The organism is Mongoliibacter sp. (assembly GCF_007692705.1).
GTDB lineage: Bacteria > Bacteroidota > Bacteroidia > Cytophagales > Cyclobacteriaceae > Mongoliibacter.
Window position 1 is genome coordinate 1 of sequence record NZ_REBN01000197.1, and the last position, 15,443, is coordinate 15,443.

16 protein-coding genes and 1 other RNA gene are annotated in these 15,443 nt (G+C 37.8%); 6 read left to right on the forward strand and 11 right to left on the reverse strand.

Annotated features, from left to right (window positions below; translation table 11 throughout):
• The 5 genes from EA341_RS13585 to ffs form a co-directional block, all read right to left on the reverse strand.
• Positions 1-1,247 (reverse strand): S41 family peptidase (locus EA341_RS13585; RefSeq protein WP_293015519.1); only part of this gene is annotated, 1,247 nt, incomplete at its 3' end.
• A gap of 105 nt (positions 1,248-1,352) precedes the next feature.
• Positions 1,353-2,063, reverse strand: a complete 711-nt coding sequence (locus EA341_RS13590; protein ID WP_293015522.1) for a cell division ATP-binding protein FtsE — start codon at positions 2,061-2,063, stop codon at positions 1,353-1,355.
• A 2-nt stretch (positions 2,064-2,065) separates the two neighbouring features.
• A complete protein-coding gene (locus EA341_RS13595) occupies positions 2,066-2,269 on the reverse strand; it encodes a fructose-6-phosphate aldolase (RefSeq protein WP_293015525.1) in 204 nt (67 codons plus the stop codon).
• Positions 2,270-2,390: 121 nt separating this feature from the next.
• Positions 2,391-3,050, reverse strand: a complete 660-nt coding sequence (gene fsa / locus EA341_RS13600; RefSeq protein WP_293015528.1) for a fructose-6-phosphate aldolase — start codon at positions 3,048-3,050, stop codon at positions 2,391-2,393.
• A gap of 610 nt (positions 3,051-3,660) precedes the next feature.
• An RNA gene (ffs, locus tag EA341_RS13605) (signal recognition particle sRNA small type) lies at positions 3,661-3,747 on the reverse strand.
• A 142-nt stretch (positions 3,748-3,889) separates the two neighbouring features.
• Here ffs and EA341_RS13610 point away from each other — a divergent pair.
• Positions 3,890-4,180 (forward strand): hypothetical protein, encoded by a 291-nt coding sequence (locus EA341_RS13610; RefSeq protein ID WP_293015530.1) that lies wholly within the window; start codon positions 3,890-3,892, stop codon positions 4,178-4,180.
• 41 nt (positions 4,181-4,221) lie between these two features.
• Here EA341_RS13610 and EA341_RS13615 read toward each other — a convergent pair whose 3' ends face one another.
• The 6 genes from EA341_RS13615 to EA341_RS13640 form a co-directional block, all read right to left on the reverse strand.
• Positions 4,222-5,415, reverse strand: a complete 1,194-nt coding sequence (locus tag EA341_RS13615; RefSeq protein ID WP_293015533.1) for a hypothetical protein — start codon at positions 5,413-5,415, stop codon at positions 4,222-4,224.
• A gap of 4 nt (positions 5,416-5,419) precedes the next feature.
• The gene (locus EA341_RS13620) at positions 5,420-6,286 is read right to left on the reverse strand and encodes a type 1 glutamine amidotransferase (RefSeq protein WP_293015536.1); all 867 of its coding nucleotides are present in this window, start codon (positions 6,284-6,286) and stop codon (positions 5,420-5,422) included.
• A 73-nt stretch (positions 6,287-6,359) separates the two neighbouring features.
• On the reverse strand, positions 6,360-7,466 hold the full coding sequence (locus EA341_RS13625; RefSeq protein WP_293015538.1) for a carboxylate-amine ligase: 1,107 nt from the start codon (positions 7,464-7,466) through the stop codon (positions 6,360-6,362).
• 1 nt (position 7,467) lies between these two features.
• Positions 7,468-8,424: a hypothetical protein gene (locus tag EA341_RS13630; RefSeq protein ID WP_293015540.1), complete on the reverse strand. Its 957-nt coding sequence runs from the start codon at positions 8,422-8,424 to the stop codon at positions 7,468-7,470.
• A gap of 16 nt (positions 8,425-8,440) precedes the next feature.
• Positions 8,441-9,154, reverse strand: coding sequence for an alpha/beta hydrolase-fold protein (locus EA341_RS13635; protein WP_293015541.1), 714 nt, complete (start codon positions 9,152-9,154; stop codon positions 8,441-8,443).
• A gap of 320 nt (positions 9,155-9,474) precedes the next feature.
• Entirely contained in the window at positions 9,475-9,984 is a 510-nt protein-coding gene (locus tag EA341_RS13640) for a gamma carbonic anhydrase family protein (protein WP_293015542.1), read from the reverse strand.
• Between the two features lie 144 nt (positions 9,985-10,128).
• Between EA341_RS13640 and EA341_RS13645 the strand changes: the two genes are divergently transcribed.
• The 5 genes from EA341_RS13645 to EA341_RS13665 form a co-directional block, all read left to right on the forward strand.
• On the forward strand, positions 10,129-10,851 hold the full coding sequence (locus EA341_RS13645) for a YceI family protein (protein WP_293015544.1): 723 nt from the start codon (positions 10,129-10,131) through the stop codon (positions 10,849-10,851).
• Between the two features lie 76 nt (positions 10,852-10,927).
• A complete protein-coding gene (locus EA341_RS13650) occupies positions 10,928-12,178 on the forward strand; it encodes an anthranilate synthase component I family protein (RefSeq protein ID WP_293015545.1) in 1,251 nt (416 codons plus the stop codon).
• Positions 12,179-13,285 (forward strand): DNA polymerase IV, encoded by a 1,107-nt coding sequence (gene dinB, locus EA341_RS13655; protein ID WP_293015546.1) that lies wholly within the window; start codon positions 12,179-12,181, stop codon positions 13,283-13,285. It begins immediately after the preceding gene.
• Positions 13,286-13,357: 72 nt separating this feature from the next.
• Positions 13,358-14,791: an MBL fold metallo-hydrolase gene (locus tag EA341_RS13660; RefSeq protein WP_293015547.1), complete on the forward strand. Its 1,434-nt coding sequence runs from the start codon at positions 13,358-13,360 to the stop codon at positions 14,789-14,791.
• Between the two features lie 80 nt (positions 14,792-14,871).
• The coding region (locus tag EA341_RS13665) for a sterol desaturase family protein (protein WP_293015548.1) at positions 14,872-15,443 on the forward strand (572 nt) is incomplete at its 3' end.

The window sequence follows — 15,443 nt, forward strand, 5'->3', positions numbered from 1 at the left end:
CTGGTATCACCGATAGGAGCCAAAAATCTTTGAGTCAATTCAATTGCTTCAATATTGGGTTCAAAACCGTTGATGAAATCAGATTCCCCATTGCTATTGAACAACATGGTGATGATAGGCAACATTCCGTAATCATTTTCTTGGTTATCCGAATCCTGAAGCAATACGGAGCCTACATTTTTACCCTCGGTTGTGGTTCCTATAAGTTTGACATCCATATAAGGTTTGAGACCATTGATAATCATTTCGCTGGCAGAAGCAGTTCTGCCACTTGTCAGAATATAAACCCTATTTCCGTTCAAGATTGGACCTAGATTTTGACTTTTGGATAAGAATTCAAGTTTGTCATCCTGAAATTCTTCAAACTGAGACAAGAAGCTATTGTACTTTTGTTCCAGAAATACATCCTCTGAAGTGACATTAGGTGCAATTAGAGAAGCAAGATTGACTGTGCTGCTTAAAGAACCACCTCCATTGTACCTGAAATCTAAAATGAGACTGTTTATACCTTCAGATTTAAATTTCGCAAAAATTTCATCCATCTGCCTGTCATACCTGTCCTCCTGACCTGTAATTCCAGCAGCAAAGAAATGATAAACGACATATCCTATTTTTTGATTTTCAATGGTATATACAGTGTCGAGAAAGTTAGGATTTTCAGATAATTGGACAGTTTGAAGACTGACTTCTCCCTGTGGTTCGTATTGATCAGCCTCTTCATTATACCTTAAATAACTTAGGGTATGGCTATCCGAGATAGTTCTCAGTAAACTTTGAAAGTTATCTGTGTTTAAGGTAGTGCCGTTGATTTGAGTAATGATATCTCCTCTTCGAAGGCCAGCATCTTCAGCAGGGCTGCCTTTTTTTGTATAGGAAATAAAGGCTAGAACATTTTCATTATTTTGGCTTTCCCGTGCAAGAAGAAACTCATATCCCGCTTCCCTTCTTATGCCCTGAAGGCTATTTGCTATCTCTTGGTAATTTGGGAATATTTCAGAATACCTGTCGGTGGGTGTGAATAAAAGGGCTTTAAAATACTCTTCAGGATCAGCATCTATGGAAATTGGATTATTCATTTCCTCCAACCAATAATAACCTTGGTCCATAAGGCTTTGAATCCATTGATTGATCCCAGCATTTCTTGAAGGTTCTCTATCTATTTGTCCTTGCTCTTCCTCATCTTGACATGAAAATGAGATTAGAGCAATAAAAAAGAGCAGGAGGATATTTTTAGATTTCTGTAACATATGCTTCTAATTAATGTATGTCTAACACAAAATAAGCTTTTGAAGTTTTATTTTTCTAATCTGATTGTCAATTTCTAATGCTTAAATCACATAAAAAAACCTCATTTAAAATGAGGTATTGATGCTGATATCCGCAGTTTTGCTGTCCAAGAGTTTCCCTTTTTCGCACTTCAGAACCCTGTAAGGGTATTTCCTTAATAAATCATGGTTGTGGGTAGCCATCAAAATAGCAGTACCTTCTTTATTGATTTCCTGAAAAAGTCTGAAAATTCCATCAGCTACATCCGGATCTAGATTTCCAGTAGGTTCATCGGCCAGTAAGATAGAAGGTTGATTGATCAATGCCCTTGCTATTACTACCCTCTGTTGTTCTCCGCCCGAAAGTTGATGAGGCATTTTTGTGGAAGCATCTGCCAGACCTACTTTCAACAGAACCTCTATCATCCTATTACTCATCTTGGATTTATCCTTCCAGCCTGTAGCTTTCATCACAAAAAAGAGGTTTTCTGCCACCGTTCTGTCTGGAAACAATTGAAAATCCTGAAAGACAATTCCCAGTTTTCTCCTTAGAAATGGAATTTCTTTGTTTTTTATTTGTGCCAGATTAAAGCCCACGATTTCAGCTTCCCCCATTTTGAGGGATAGATCAGCATAGAGTGTTTTAAGTAAAGAGCTTTTACCACTTCCTGTTCGCCCAATCAAAAACACAAACTCATCCTGCTCAATGGAGAAGTTTACATCTTGAAGAATAGCATCCATACCTTGGAAGATATGTGCATTAGAAACTTTGATGATTGCCTGATTTCCGAAATCCATAATTACAATTCAAGTTTTTGGAGTTTTCCAAAAGGAAGTTGGTTGATCAATTCTTCCAGCTCTTTTTCTTTTCCTTCTAAACCAAATTTCTCAAGATTTTTTAAAGGTCGATCTGCCCTGAAATACGCTACCAAGACAAAATTGAGGTCTCTTATTTGAATGTAATCAGGAATCTTGGCTTTGCCTTTTACTTTGATGATATACATGGTAAAAAATCTTAACGTTGTTGGATTGGTGGTATTACCTTGATTTTCGAAAATTGTTTTGTCTACTGGGCCATAATTCTGAAACCGAAGCTAATTACACTTCGGTTTCAGAATTGGGAATTTATTTACCTGCAGCTTTGGCATGGTCTGCCAAGAATTGGGCTAGACCAGAATCAGTCAGCGGATGCTTTAATAATCCGGTAATGACCTTCAAAGGACATGTTACCACATCAGCGCCCAACTCTGCACATTTGATTAGGTGCATTGAATGTCTTACTGAGGCGGCCAGTACTTGGGTGGCAAAACCGTAATTATCGTAGATATGGACGATTTGTTCGATCAATTCCAATCCATCGTAAGAAATGTCATCCAGTCTGCCAATAAAAGGAGAAACAAAAGAAGCTCCTGCTTTTGCAGCTAGAATTGCCTGACCTGCTGAAAATACCAAGGTACAGTTGGTCCTGATGCCTTCATTGTGAAAGTATTTGATTGCCTTTACACCGTCTCCGATCATCGGAACTTTTACTACGATTTTGTTGTCGATTTTGGCAAGTTCTTTTCCTTCTTTGATCATACCTTCAAAGTCGGTAGAGATTACCTCTGCACTTACGTTGTCATCTACAATATCGCAGATAGCCTTGTAATGTGCTCTTACTTTTTCATCTCCGCTAATGCCTTCTTTGGCCATTAGGGAAGGGTTGGTGGTAACACCATCCAGCACGCCCAAATCATATGCTTCTTTGATTTCGTCTAGGTTTGCTGTGTCTATGAAGAATTTCATGTTTATTAGGTTTTTGTTGATGCAGATAGCAAAGTTAATCGAATAATGGGGAATTGGAAGAAGAAAGATGGTAGAGCATTTCACTTTAATGGCTTTAACTATGCAGATAATTGTATAGATGCATTTAGATTATCCTAGTTATGCCTGTGAAGATATTTCTAATTTCTGCTGTAAATTCAACACCTATAGGGTTGGGGGAGCCGGAAATAACTTCATTCCAAGCCCCCGGATTGCATCCGGGATAAATAACCGTTGGTATTCAGTCCCTTCGGGATTGATAATCATGTATCAACCTTTCATCGAAACCTCATCAGAGAATAAAACTATTGAAAGTAAATACCCTATGGATTTTAAGCATATTCATTTTAAAATCATAAATAATTCGTTTTGAGAAATTAGAATAGACTTTTACTCAGTCAGATGATAATTGATTTTTTTAACCTACAGAAATAAAGTGCTAGAAAAAGTTCTATTCTCCCCTTAATCCCTGAAAGGGGTTGAAATCTGAAGGGTATTTACCCCGAGTGAAACGCGGAGGGCAAACATGAAGCCTAAACCCCATAAACTCCCAACGCCGACAGGTGTTGAAGTAAAGACGATTAATTAAAAAAAAGAAGCGGCATCGCACCGCTACAACCGCTTACCCTTGCTTCCTTCCGGACCTGGGGGATTCAGCAGGAGCTGGTCGTGCCGCTAGGTCACAAAGGTAAAGCAAAATCCTCATCTTCCAAATGAGGAGCATAATATTCAGTGGGAGAAATATCTAATTGCCTAAGCATCAAGAATAAATATTGTGGCAAAGTTTTTGACGCTTTTTATCTGATATTAAAAATAAAATTATGAAAAGAGGAATAGTTTTTATCGCTACTTTATTAATGTTGGGTTCTTGTGGGATTTTTCTTCCAAGACCTCAATTTGAAAAAGGCATGAATGAGAGAAGATTTTTGAGACAGAATAGGGATGCCGTGATCAATACGCTTGACAATGGAAAAACTGTATATAGGGTCGATAGGGGAGAAAGGTTCTTTGTTTTGGCTACCTTTGAAGATGGAAAATTGGTGAAGCTTGAAGAGAGAGAGGCAAGGCCTGCATGGGGGCAACCGCAACAGGATCCTGAGAAAAATAAATAAGAGATTTTTTTGAATAACCCATCAATGCCAGATGGGTTATTTTATGACTTTTCAAATAAGCCTAAAGTGCCTCCAACCCAGTCCTTGTCTTTGTTGAATTTGACTCCTATCATTTCTCCTCTACTCAGTCTGACAAGGTTGCCCATAAGCGTGGGGGATTCATCTTTTTCGGGCCATACCGCCAAGATCCTTACCTCAACCTTAACCTTCGCATCAGGGGCTTGCAATACTGGCGCATAGTGGACTTTTTTCTGTAAAATGTAAAGATCCTTTTCCTTTACATTAGCTATATCTTCTTTTTTAACATGGAAAACTACTCCGCTTCCTGAAAAAGAGAAAAGCGGCTTGAGCACGTAGTTTTCTAAGTCTTCAGGAATTTCTTCCAACTCACTCAATAATTTGGTTTCAATAAAATATTGTCCCTGTAAAAAAGGTAAAACAAATTTGGATATCCTGAAAAACCAATTTGGATGTCCTGCCCATTCAACATCCAGCTCATCCATAAAGCTAAAACTTAATTTCAAGTCTTTTCGCAATTCCAATTCATCAAAGATCACACGGTTATAGATCCTTTTGATTTGAATTTCTTTACCGTCTTTGTTTGTATAAAATAGTTGATCCCCTTTTTTATGAAGTGCAGTTACACAACAAATCGGTATTTCTAAATCCTGTTGACAATAGTAAAAATCAATTTTGGTATTCTGTTTTTCTGGCTCTATTTCCAATAACACAACCTCTTCTGGATTGTGCCCATTTAAAATCGTTTCTTTCAACTTAGTCATATACCCTTCTTCATCCAAACCATTGAGGTATGGTGTGAATTCTTTGAGAAAAGGGTAGTGCGTACAAAATTTCTTGAAAAGATTGTATTGAAAATTGAAAACAGAAGGAAAACCCTGTACCTCAATTAGCTTAGGAACCAAGCTTCCATTTTCTTCGCAGATCCCGAAATCAATCGCCAAAAATTGTGTGTGGGCATCTTCATTGGGTACATTGGAATTGACCAGAAGGGACTTTTGGGTAAGGTCTTTAAATTCTTTCTTTTTGATAAAATCAATGACCTCTTGACTACCCTTCAATAATTTTTCCTTAAGTTCTTCTTGTATAAAAAAAGGGGTTTCTGCTATCCGGAAAGTTGGAAGATAGTCGAAATCAGAAGTAATGTCAGCCAAGAAATCTTGGTAAATCTCTTTGCTGTATTGTTCATTGAACCTTTTTCTATACTCAGATATCATAGGATTAAGTAAGTATTGCCCTTTGTTCTAATTTTATTTTTTCTATTGATTGCTTCAGAAAATTGGGAATCAATGTCTCGTTGGTTTTGTAAATGGTATTTTCATCAACCAACCTTTCCAGCATGGTTCTGTACTTCGTTTTACCTTTTGAAGCGATCAATTTTTCCCTAATCTCTGCTTTCTTCAGGTGATTTAGGAAGCTGACCGGATCAGCTTCTGGATGGAATTGAGTGCCCACCATTTCGGGCGAGAACCTTACCGCCATGATGGCCCTTTCATACTCTACATGGCTTCTTATCTTTTCCAGAGCAATGATTTTAGCACCCAGGGATCTGAATTTCTTAAGGTGAGGTTTGATGACCTGATAATCTCTTGAGTCCACAGCCCAAAAAGGATTGTCCAATCCCTCAAATAAAGGATCATCCATTCCTGCATCAGTTTTATGGATAGTCATTACCCCGAATGAAGTAGACTTTCTTTTATTGATTTCAGCCAAGCCAAAATGTTTGACAGCCATTTGATAAGAATGGCATATAAATAGGATATACTTTTTCTTTTCAGAATGGATGTTCCAATCCCAAAGTTTGTCTAAAAATTGAGAGTATTTTACTTCCCAATTGCCATCTCCTTCCAGAGGATTTCCCGGACCACCGGTTGCCACGTAAAGGTTATATTCTTCTATGTTGGGTAGCTCAGCTTTTCCTCTTAAGTCATAGACCTTGAAAGTCAAGTCATCGGCAAATCTATTGATGATATCATGTATGCACCTCATGCCCTGATTTGGCTCCCCGTCGTACATGTCCAAAATGGCCACTTTGATTTTTTCCTGCATGATATTATAATAATGAGGGTGCAAGATAGTAGATATCATTATATCTATCACTTATACTCATCTTTGAATTATTTTTTACCCCAGCAAATCTTTGAATAGTATTCTTAAACTATCAGATACCTTTGGTAAATTCTCCCGTGATGAAATCAACAACTTTTACCAAATCATTGGTTTCCTCAAATACTTTTTTCTGTTTGTCTGCACCAGTGCCTTCAGCTAGTATTTTGTGTATATAGTTGATTTCCTCTCTACTGCCAAGCTCATCTACTACATCATCCACGAATTCTAATAACTCCAACATCAGGGCTTTATATTCCACTTCTTTTTTCTGACCGAAATCTATCATCAATCCTTCAGTACCATACCTAGCGGCCCTGAATTTATTTTCCCTGATCAATGCAACTCTATAGACATTAAAACTAGTATTCATCATGTGCATCTTGTAAAGCTTAGCTACCACTGCTTGAATCAGAGCGACGATGCACATAGTTTCGTCCACAGTGAGACACATATCGCAAATCCGAAATTCTATAGTAGAGAAAAAAGGATGCATCCTCAGGTCCCACCAGATTTTTTTGGGGTTATCTATACAGTTGGTCTTAACAAGAGTCTCAAGGAAGTTGTCATAGGATTGTACAGAATCAAAATATTCCGGTAGACCTGTTCTGGGGAATTTCGCAAATATATGTGCCCTGTAGGCCTTAAATCCCGTATCTCTTCCTTCCCAAAAAGGGGAGTTTGTAGATAAGGCATAGATATGGGGAAGGAAATAGCAGGCCTGATTCATGATATGCAATGCTACTTCTCTATTCTCGATCCCCACATGAACATGCAAACCGAAAATAAGATTGGATCTTGCAGTATCTTGAAGCTCTTTCACAATAACATCATATCGTGGATCATCCGTGATAGGTTGTTCCTGCCATTTTGAAAAGGGATGGGTTCCTGAAGCACCAACGATTAAATTTTGCTCGCTTGCAAGATCCACGATCTTATTCCTTAAAAAGGAGACTTCCTTTCTGGCATCATCTATATTTTGACAGATATTAGTACCCACTTCTACCACTGATTGGTGCATTTCTGCCTTTACCTGTTCTCTTAATATAATCTTAGCTCCATCTACTATTTTGGACATGTGGGAGCGGAGATCCCTGGTATCGGGATCTATGATTTGGTACTCTTCTTCTACACCTAAGGTGAAAATTGGTAGTTTTTTCATATCAAAATCTTTTTGCCATGCTAACAGCATCCTTCATGAATGTCCCCCAAGTCAGGTTGATTTTACCTGGTTTTTGGGCTTTTGCATAGGCTATGGCCATCTTAGCCGACTCTTCCACTACCCAGTCAAAGTTTGCCTGACCAACAGAATTGATGTCGGCATCTGGTGCAGGATTTCCGAAATCTATAGCATAAGGGACACCGTCCTTGACAGCAAACTCGACTGTATTGAAGTCATAACCCAAACCATGACAAAGCTTGAGCGTGTAATCTTTTACAGTTTTAAGCAGTTTTTTGGAAGCAGGTGGTCCATCAATGACATAACGAAGATGATGTGGATTTCTAGGTTCATATTGCATGATACGGACGGCTTTCCCTCCTAAGCAGTATACCCTAAAATATTCTTCAAATACAATTTCTTCTTGGAGCAACATCACCAATTGGCCTGTTTCCCTATGTTTTTCAAAAAACTCCTCTTTGTTCTCCAGTCTGTAAACATTTTTCCAGCCACCACCAGCGTATGGCTTCATATAGGCAGGGAAACCAATATATTCAAATATCGATTCCCAGTCCAAAGGCATTTTTAGATTTCTAAATGATTTTGCAGTGGTATCTGTAGGGTGTTCGGCAGAGGGGAGAAGCACAGTGTTGGGCAATGGAACACCCAATTCATCGGCAAGACAGTTATTGAAAAACTTATCATCAGCAGACCACCAAAAAGGATTATTGACCACAGCTGTCCCCGTCAATGCAGCATTCTTAAGGTAAGCCCTATAAAAAGGAACATCCTGAGAAATCCTGTCAATAATTACCGCATATTCCGTTAATTTATTTTGAACCACTTTGTCAATAGTTACAGGCTCTGCTATGATGCCTTTCTCATTCATTTCGTTTACTCTTTCAACAAAAGCATGGGGATAAGTGTCTTCCATGCCAAATAGGATTCCTATCTTTTTCATATACAGTTGGTATTGGTTAATTGAATTTTATTCTTGATAAATAGTGTGGAAACATTTCTTTCCAAACAGGCCAATCGTGTTGTCTATCTTTTCTGACATCCAGCCAATGGCTTACTCCTTTACTTTCAAGTGTATCTGAAAGTTTGATGTTGGCATCAAAACAGATGTCCCAATTAGAAGTACCCAAAACAATGTCCATTTTCCATAGCTCCTGATCTTGTAAACCAGGCAGGTATTCTAAAGGAGAATTGTAGAAAATGTCATCATGATTGTAGCCATCCATGAAATTTCTGATCTCATATGCGCCCGACATGGAAAAAATATGACTGACATACCCCGGATGTCGGAATCCGAAATTTGCGGCATGGTATCCTCCGAAGCTACAACCCGCCATTGCTACTTTGCCAACTCCTGTGTTAAGCCTGATGCGCTCTACAACCTCATGACATATCATTTTATCGTATGCTACGTGGTTCTGAATCCGCTGATGTGGATGGATATTTTTGTTGTAAAAACTATCGCGATCGTTACTTTCTGGACAAAAGATCTGAATCAAACCTTGTTCTAAGTACCATTTAGCTGATTCTATCAATCCCATATCCCTGTTTTCATGGAATGACCCCATTGAGGTAGGGAAAAGTACCACAGGGTAACCTTTATGGCCAAAAACCAGTGTCTGGACTTCCCTGTTGAGATATTGCGAATACCATTTGAAATATTCTTCCTTCATAAAATTTTGAATTAGTTAAAAATTAACTCCTTTGATGTTTAATTTTGTGGTATTAACCAAAGAAATTTAATTTAAATAGGACCAATTGAACGGTGTTTACTTTTTAAACACCTTTTTGGAAAAGCTTGAATTATCCAAATAATTGGTTGGTAATTGGTTAGACTGGGTTTGGCGTAAAAATTAACTTTACTCCCAGTTAAGTTAAAGAATAAGTTTATGGATTGCAAAGGCTATTGTACTATTCAGAAAAAACTTCAACGATTTAACAGGATTTGCAAGGTGTTTTTAAAAAGGATTTAGAAAATCGTGTGTAACAGAGATTATTCAAACCAATTGGCATATTTTGGATAATTGTCTGCTGTTCTTTTGATCACTTCAATCATTTCAGGACCTGTATCTTTTACTTTCTTGGCTGGCATTCCGGCATAGATGCTGTTGGCCTCGACTACCGTTCCTGCTAGAACAACCGCCCCAGCGGCAATAACTGCCCCGGAATGTATAATTGCGTTATCCATAATAATTGCCCCCATTCCTACCAGAACATTATCGTGAATAGTACATCCATGTACAACCGCATTGTGTGCAATTGAAACCCTATTCCCTATGTAAGTTCCAGATTTCTGGTAAGTTCCATGGATGACTACACCGTCTTGTATGTTCGTCTGATTACCAATTCTGATTTCATGAACATCACCTCTGACCACTGCATTGAACCAAACTGTACAATTATTTCCCATTATAACATCTCCTATTACGGTGGCATTGTCAGCAAGCCAACATTTATCTCCAAACTTTGGCTCGAAGCCTTTAACACTCTTTATCAATGGCATAGGGGCACTTGTTTACATTATTAACCGAAATTTTATACCCAAAGGTATTTTTTTTCTGAAAACTTTGAACTTTTTTAACAAAAGAGGGTTTTCGTGTTGGTACATTTAATACAGAAACAAAACAATTTTAAACAATTCAGACTTATGAAACTATTACAAAAAACAGGTTTATTTTTAGCATCAGCCTTTATGGTTGTAGCATGTGGACCGGGAGGAAATACAGTAGAAACCAGAGAAGCAGAAGATGTTGCTGAAGGATCAGGTTCTACATTGACTGTAGATGCTTCCACCAGCAAAATCAATTGGAGAGGATACAAGCCTTCAGGTCAACATTATGGCTTTATTCCAATGAAAAATGGAGAAGTGATGGTTGAAGGCGAATCTCTTACAGGTGCTAAATTTGTATTTGACATCACTGCCTTAGAAATCGAAGACCTTGAAAAAGGTTCTGAAAATTATGGTAAATTAAAAGGACATTTACAATCTAAAGATTTCTTTGCTGCTGAAGATCATCCTGAGGCAACTTTTGAATTGACTAAGGTTGAGCCTTTCTCAGCTGAAGAAATCGAAGATAACGAAGAATTCGAAACGGATAACACGCCTAAAAAAGATTCTGAGTTGGTAAAAGGAAATCCAACTCATTGGATTTCTGGTAACCTGGAAATGAGAGGTACTACCAAAAATATCAAGTTCCCTGCAGTAGTTGAAGTTTCTAATGGTACTGTATCTGCTAAAGCTGGATTCAATATTGATAGAACAGATTGGGGTTTGATGTACGGAGACGAAAGCTCTGCAACAGATAAGGCTAAAGATCAGTTTATATACAACACAGTAAGTGTTGAATTCGATATCAAAGCCAATCAATAAAAAAACCTTTAAATGATTAACGAGAGGAAATCGTATGATTTCCTCTTTTTTTATGCCTTTGTCGTAGTTTTGTTATATGTCGAACAATTCTGAAATACGTATTCCTAAACCAAATGATTGGGAATCGAAACTGGTAAATTGGCTGGACCTCACTTTTCCAGAATTCTGCTTTCAGACGGGTAAAGGTTTTCATTATCCTTTTGATCCATTTCCAGATCAGGCTTTTGGGTCATTTTCCAAGTTAACATTGGCTGAAGCGATTCCATATTATGGTAAATCAGACTTGGTAGCCATGATAGCTTACGATTACAAAAACGAAATTGAAAAGCTTTCAAGTAATAATTCAACATTAATTGATTTAGATTCCATTATTTTTTTTATACCTGAATTGAGAATTGAGATTGGGGATAAAGAATTACATTTTAAAGGGAAAAATTGTAAGATGTATTCAGAGGCATACTTGGAGTACGATTCAAAGCCTACTATAAATCCCACTGTAAAAGTCAGGAGGCATAGTTCCGAAAATGATTATACCGATAGTGTCAGGAAGATACAGACTCATATCCTTGAAGGGGACGTCTATGAGCTTAATTATTGTATGGGTTTTTCTTTCGACCATACGGATTGGAATCCGGTTCAAGGGTTCATTGATCTGATGAAAAAATCACCCATGCCTTTTTCAGGGATTTTTAAGTCAGGACACAAATACCTTATTTCAGCTTCCCCTGAAAGATTTTTAAAAAAAACTGGAAGCAGACTTTATGCGCAACCCATCAAAGGAACCATCAAAAGAAGTGCTGATCTGCAAGAGGACATTAAACTGAAAGATCAATTATTAGCTTCTGAAAAGGAACGCGCTGAAAACCTGATGATCGTCGATCTGATGCGAAATGACATGTCCAAAATCTCAGAAATTGGATCTGTTTCAGTGGAGGAATTATTTGGTATTTATTCTTTTCCACGTGTTCATCAGATGATTTCTACAGTTACATCAAAGATTCAGGAAAACTTGGGGCTTTTAGAGTTGATCCATGCGACGTTCCCAATGGGTAGCATGACAGGTGCTCCAAAAATTAAATGTATGGAACTGATAGAAAAATATGAAAATTTCAAAAGAGGATGGTTTTCAGGAAGTTTTGGGGTTTTCAATGCCAATGGAGACTTTGACCTGAATGTGGTCATTAGAAGTATCGTTTATGATAAAGAGATGGGTAAGGGATATTTTGCAGTAGGATCTGCCATCACTTACGATGCGGATCCAGCATACGAGTATCAGGAATGTCTGCTCAAAGCCTCAGCCATCCTGGAGATTTTGGAGGGAAAATAAATGGATAAGATCAGGAAAATAATCCACATAGATATGGATGCTTTTTATGCATCGGTGGAACAAATGGATAATCCTGAATTGATGGGCAAACCCTTGGCTGTAGGTGGGAATCGGGAACGTGGGGTAGTGGCAGCAGCTTCATATGAGGCCAGAATGTACGGTGTCAGGTCTGCGATGTCAGGCAAGATCGCAGCATTAAAATGCCCTGACTTGATATTTGTAAAGCCAAGATTTGAAAGATACAAGGAACTATCTGACAAGATCAGGGCTATATTTTATGAATATACTGATTTGGTAGAACCTTTGTCTTTAGATGAGGCGTTTTTGGATATTACTGAAAATAAAGTTGGAAATCCTTCTGCCACATTGATTGCGAAAGAGATCAGAAAAAGAATCAAAGATGAGATAGGTCTGAATGCTTCAGCGGGAATATCATACAATAAGTTTTTGGCAAAAACAGCTTCTGATATTAATAAGCCCAATGGACAGGCGGTTGTTCTTCCCAAAGACGCTGAAGAATTTCTGGAGAAATTACCTATTGAAAAATTCTTCGGCATTGGTAAGGTAACTGCTGAAAAAATGAAATCAATAGGGATTCATAATGGACATGATCTCAAGCAATTTTCATTACAATACCTCACTAAGAAATTCGGTAAATCAGGTTTGCATTTTTATAATATTGTCAGAGGTATACATCTATCAGAAGTTCAGCCCAATCGAATTAGGAAATCTTTAAGCGCAGAAAATACTTTTGAGAAAGATTTACATGATAAAAACTTGATTGAAAAAGCCCTTTATCAAATTTTTGAGGAGTTAAAGCGTAGAATACAAAAAACAGGGATTAAAGGAAGAACAATAACCATAAAAATCAAGTACAGTGATTTTTCAATTCAGACCAGGAGCAAAACCTTTGAGCAATATCCCGAGGAAGAAAAAATATGGGAAATTGTACTTGAATTACTCATGCAGGAAGAGCTGATCATGCCTGTTAGACTTTTCGGTATTGGTTTGTCTAACTTGAATATAGAAACAGAGCAGGCACATTTTGGAAAACAATTATGGATTGATTTTGAAAATCAGCTCGATATTGATTCCAGTGTAACTTAGATCACAATCTAACACTCAGAGGTTATTTATATTTGTTTATCTAAAAAAATTCAAACTAAGCCCTACCCAACTATGCGCAATTTAATACTTCTACTTTTGATAACACTTGTTTCTGTTGCAGGTGTAGAAGCACAGTTTGATCAGATGATCAAGCCTGCTGAAATGGAAAATGTCAAGATTAAGCAATTTGAGGATGATGGTTTGGCGCATTTTAGTTATGCCATCCATGTCGATGATCAAATGTATGTAGTTGACCCGGGAAGAAACCCGCAACCTTACTACGATTATGCAGAGTCTGTAAATGCCAAAATCATAGGTGTTATCAACACGCACCCACATGCAGACTTTGTCAGTTCCCACCTTGAAATTCATAACACTACCGGTGCGACCATATTTGTAAGTAAATTGGTAGGAGCGGGATATCCTCACCAGACTTTTGATGACGGTGATATTCTTGAATTGTCAAAAGACGTACGACTGAAAGCCATGAATACGCCAGGACATTCTCCTGATGGCATAAGTATAGTAGTGGAGGAGAAAAATAAGGATGTGGCAGTATTTACTGGCGATACACTTTTTATTGGTGATGTAGGAAGACCTGATTTGAGAGAATCTGTTGGAAATATCATGGCCCAAAGAGAAGAGTTGGCTAAGATGATGTATTACAGCACAAGAGAAAAATTGATGCTTTTGGATGACGATGTTGTTGTTTATCCTGCTCATGGAGCTGGATCTCTTTGTGGAAAAGCCATTTCCAAAGATAAAAACAGTACAATAGGTAAAGAGAAGCTTACCAATTATGCCCTGCAAGAAATGTCAGAAGAAGAATTTATTTCTCTTTTATTGGCTGACCAGCCTTTCATACCAAAGTATTTCCCATATAACGTGGATATCAACAAAGAAGGAGCTCCTGATTACCTAGCATCAAAACTTGCTGTTAATAGATTAAAAAAGAACTATCCGGTGTCAGAAGAAATGCTCCTGATAGATGGTAGAAACCATGAGTTATTCAAGAATTCACACTTGCTTGGTTCCATTAATATTATGAACGGTGCTAAGTTTGAAACTTGGTTGGGGAGCCTCGTAGCTCCTGAAACTTCCTATTATCTGATAGCAGAGAGTGAAGAGAGCTTAGAGGAGTTGATTTCTAAGGCAGCAAAGATAGGCTATGAACCTTTTATCACAGGAGCTTTTGTCTATGATGCAAAAGATGGAGGCAGCATGTCTTTTTTTGACAAAGATGATTTCGATAAGAACCAAGATACATTCACCATTATTGATGTGAGAACAGAGGGAGAAGTAGCGCAAGGAGAAATTTTTAAAAACGCAATCAATATTCCTTTGCATGATCTTGAAGGTAGGGTAGGTGAAATCCCTACAGATAAGCCAATAATGGTGCATTGTGGTACGGGTTACAGGTCTGCTGCCGGAAGCAGTATCATACAAAATGCGCTAAGAGATTTTCAAATTATAGATATGGGCTCCACCATTATGGATTATAAATGATAATATTAGTTGTGGTTTATGGGAGTATCGAAATGGGGCAATTATGTGATTGTCCCTTTTCTTTGTATTAATTTTAGGATATGGATTTAGAAAAGTATTTGAAAATAATTATAGACTCTTATTACGGGTATTTCGATTACCTGGTAAATGAGATGTTCTACCCTTCATGGCAGAATTATTTTTGGTGGCTACTGGGAATGTCTCTTGCGGTTTGGTTGCTGGAAATAGTTGTACCATGGAGAAAGGAGCAGGCTATATTTAGAAAGGACTTCTGGCTGGATGGCTTTTATATGTTCTTCAACTATTTTCTTTTCTCATTAATAGCTTACAATGCAATTTCAAATGTAGCGGTGGAAGCATTTAATGATTTTCTAGCGCTGTTTGGTGTGGAAAATATGATAGCCCTGCATATTGAAAGCTGGCCCAGATGGGGACAATTCTTGTTGTTGTTTTTATTGGCAGATTTTATTCAATGGAATGTACATGTGATGTTGCACAGGGTTCCCATTTTATGGGAATTTCACAAAGTACATCATTCAGTGGAACAGATGGGTTTTGCCGCACATTTGAGGTTTCATTGGATGGAAACAATTATATATAAAACAGTGCAATATATACCTCTTGCAATGATAGGGTTTGGACTGAAGGATTT

Excerpts from the sequence above, each read along its gene's own strand:
- EA341_RS13590 (WP_293015522.1), bottom strand. The coding sequence starts at position 2,063 with ATGGATTTCGGAAATCAGGCAATCATCAAAGTTTCTAATGCACATATC.
- EA341_RS13595 (WP_293015525.1), bottom strand. The coding sequence starts at position 2,269 with ATGTATATCATCAAAGTAAAAGGCAAAGCCAAGATTCCTGATTACATT.
- fsa (WP_293015528.1), bottom strand. The coding sequence starts at position 3,050 with ATGAAATTCTTCATAGACACAGCAAACCTAGACGAAATCAAAGAAGCA.
- EA341_RS13610 (WP_293015530.1), top strand. The coding sequence starts at position 3,890 with ATGAAAAGAGGAATAGTTTTTATCGCTACTTTATTAATGTTGGGTTCT.
- EA341_RS13615 (WP_293015533.1), bottom strand. The coding sequence starts at position 5,415 with ATGATATCTGAGTATAGAAAAAGGTTCAATGAACAATACAGCAAAGAG.
- EA341_RS13620 (WP_293015536.1), bottom strand. The coding sequence starts at position 6,286 with ATGATATCTACTATCTTGCACCCTCATTATTATAATATCATGCAGGAA.
- EA341_RS13625 (WP_293015538.1), bottom strand. The coding sequence starts at position 7,466 with ATGAAAAAACTACCAATTTTCACCTTAGGTGTAGAAGAAGAGTACCAA.
- EA341_RS13630 (WP_293015540.1), bottom strand. The coding sequence starts at position 8,424 with ATGAAAAAGATAGGAATCCTATTTGGCATGGAAGACACTTATCCCCAT.
- EA341_RS13635 (WP_293015541.1), bottom strand. The coding sequence starts at position 9,154 with ATGAAGGAAGAATATTTCAAATGGTATTCGCAATATCTCAACAGGGAA.
- EA341_RS13640 (WP_293015542.1), bottom strand. The coding sequence starts at position 9,984 with ATGCCATTGATAAAGAGTGTTAAAGGCTTCGAGCCAAAGTTTGGAGAT.
- EA341_RS13645 (WP_293015544.1), top strand. The coding sequence starts at position 10,129 with ATGAAACTATTACAAAAAACAGGTTTATTTTTAGCATCAGCCTTTATG.
- EA341_RS13650 (WP_293015545.1), top strand. The coding sequence starts at position 10,928 with ATGTCGAACAATTCTGAAATACGTATTCCTAAACCAAATGATTGGGAA.
- dinB (WP_293015546.1), top strand. The coding sequence starts at position 12,179 with ATGGATAAGATCAGGAAAATAATCCACATAGATATGGATGCTTTTTAT.
- EA341_RS13660 (WP_293015547.1), top strand. The coding sequence starts at position 13,358 with ATGCGCAATTTAATACTTCTACTTTTGATAACACTTGTTTCTGTTGCA.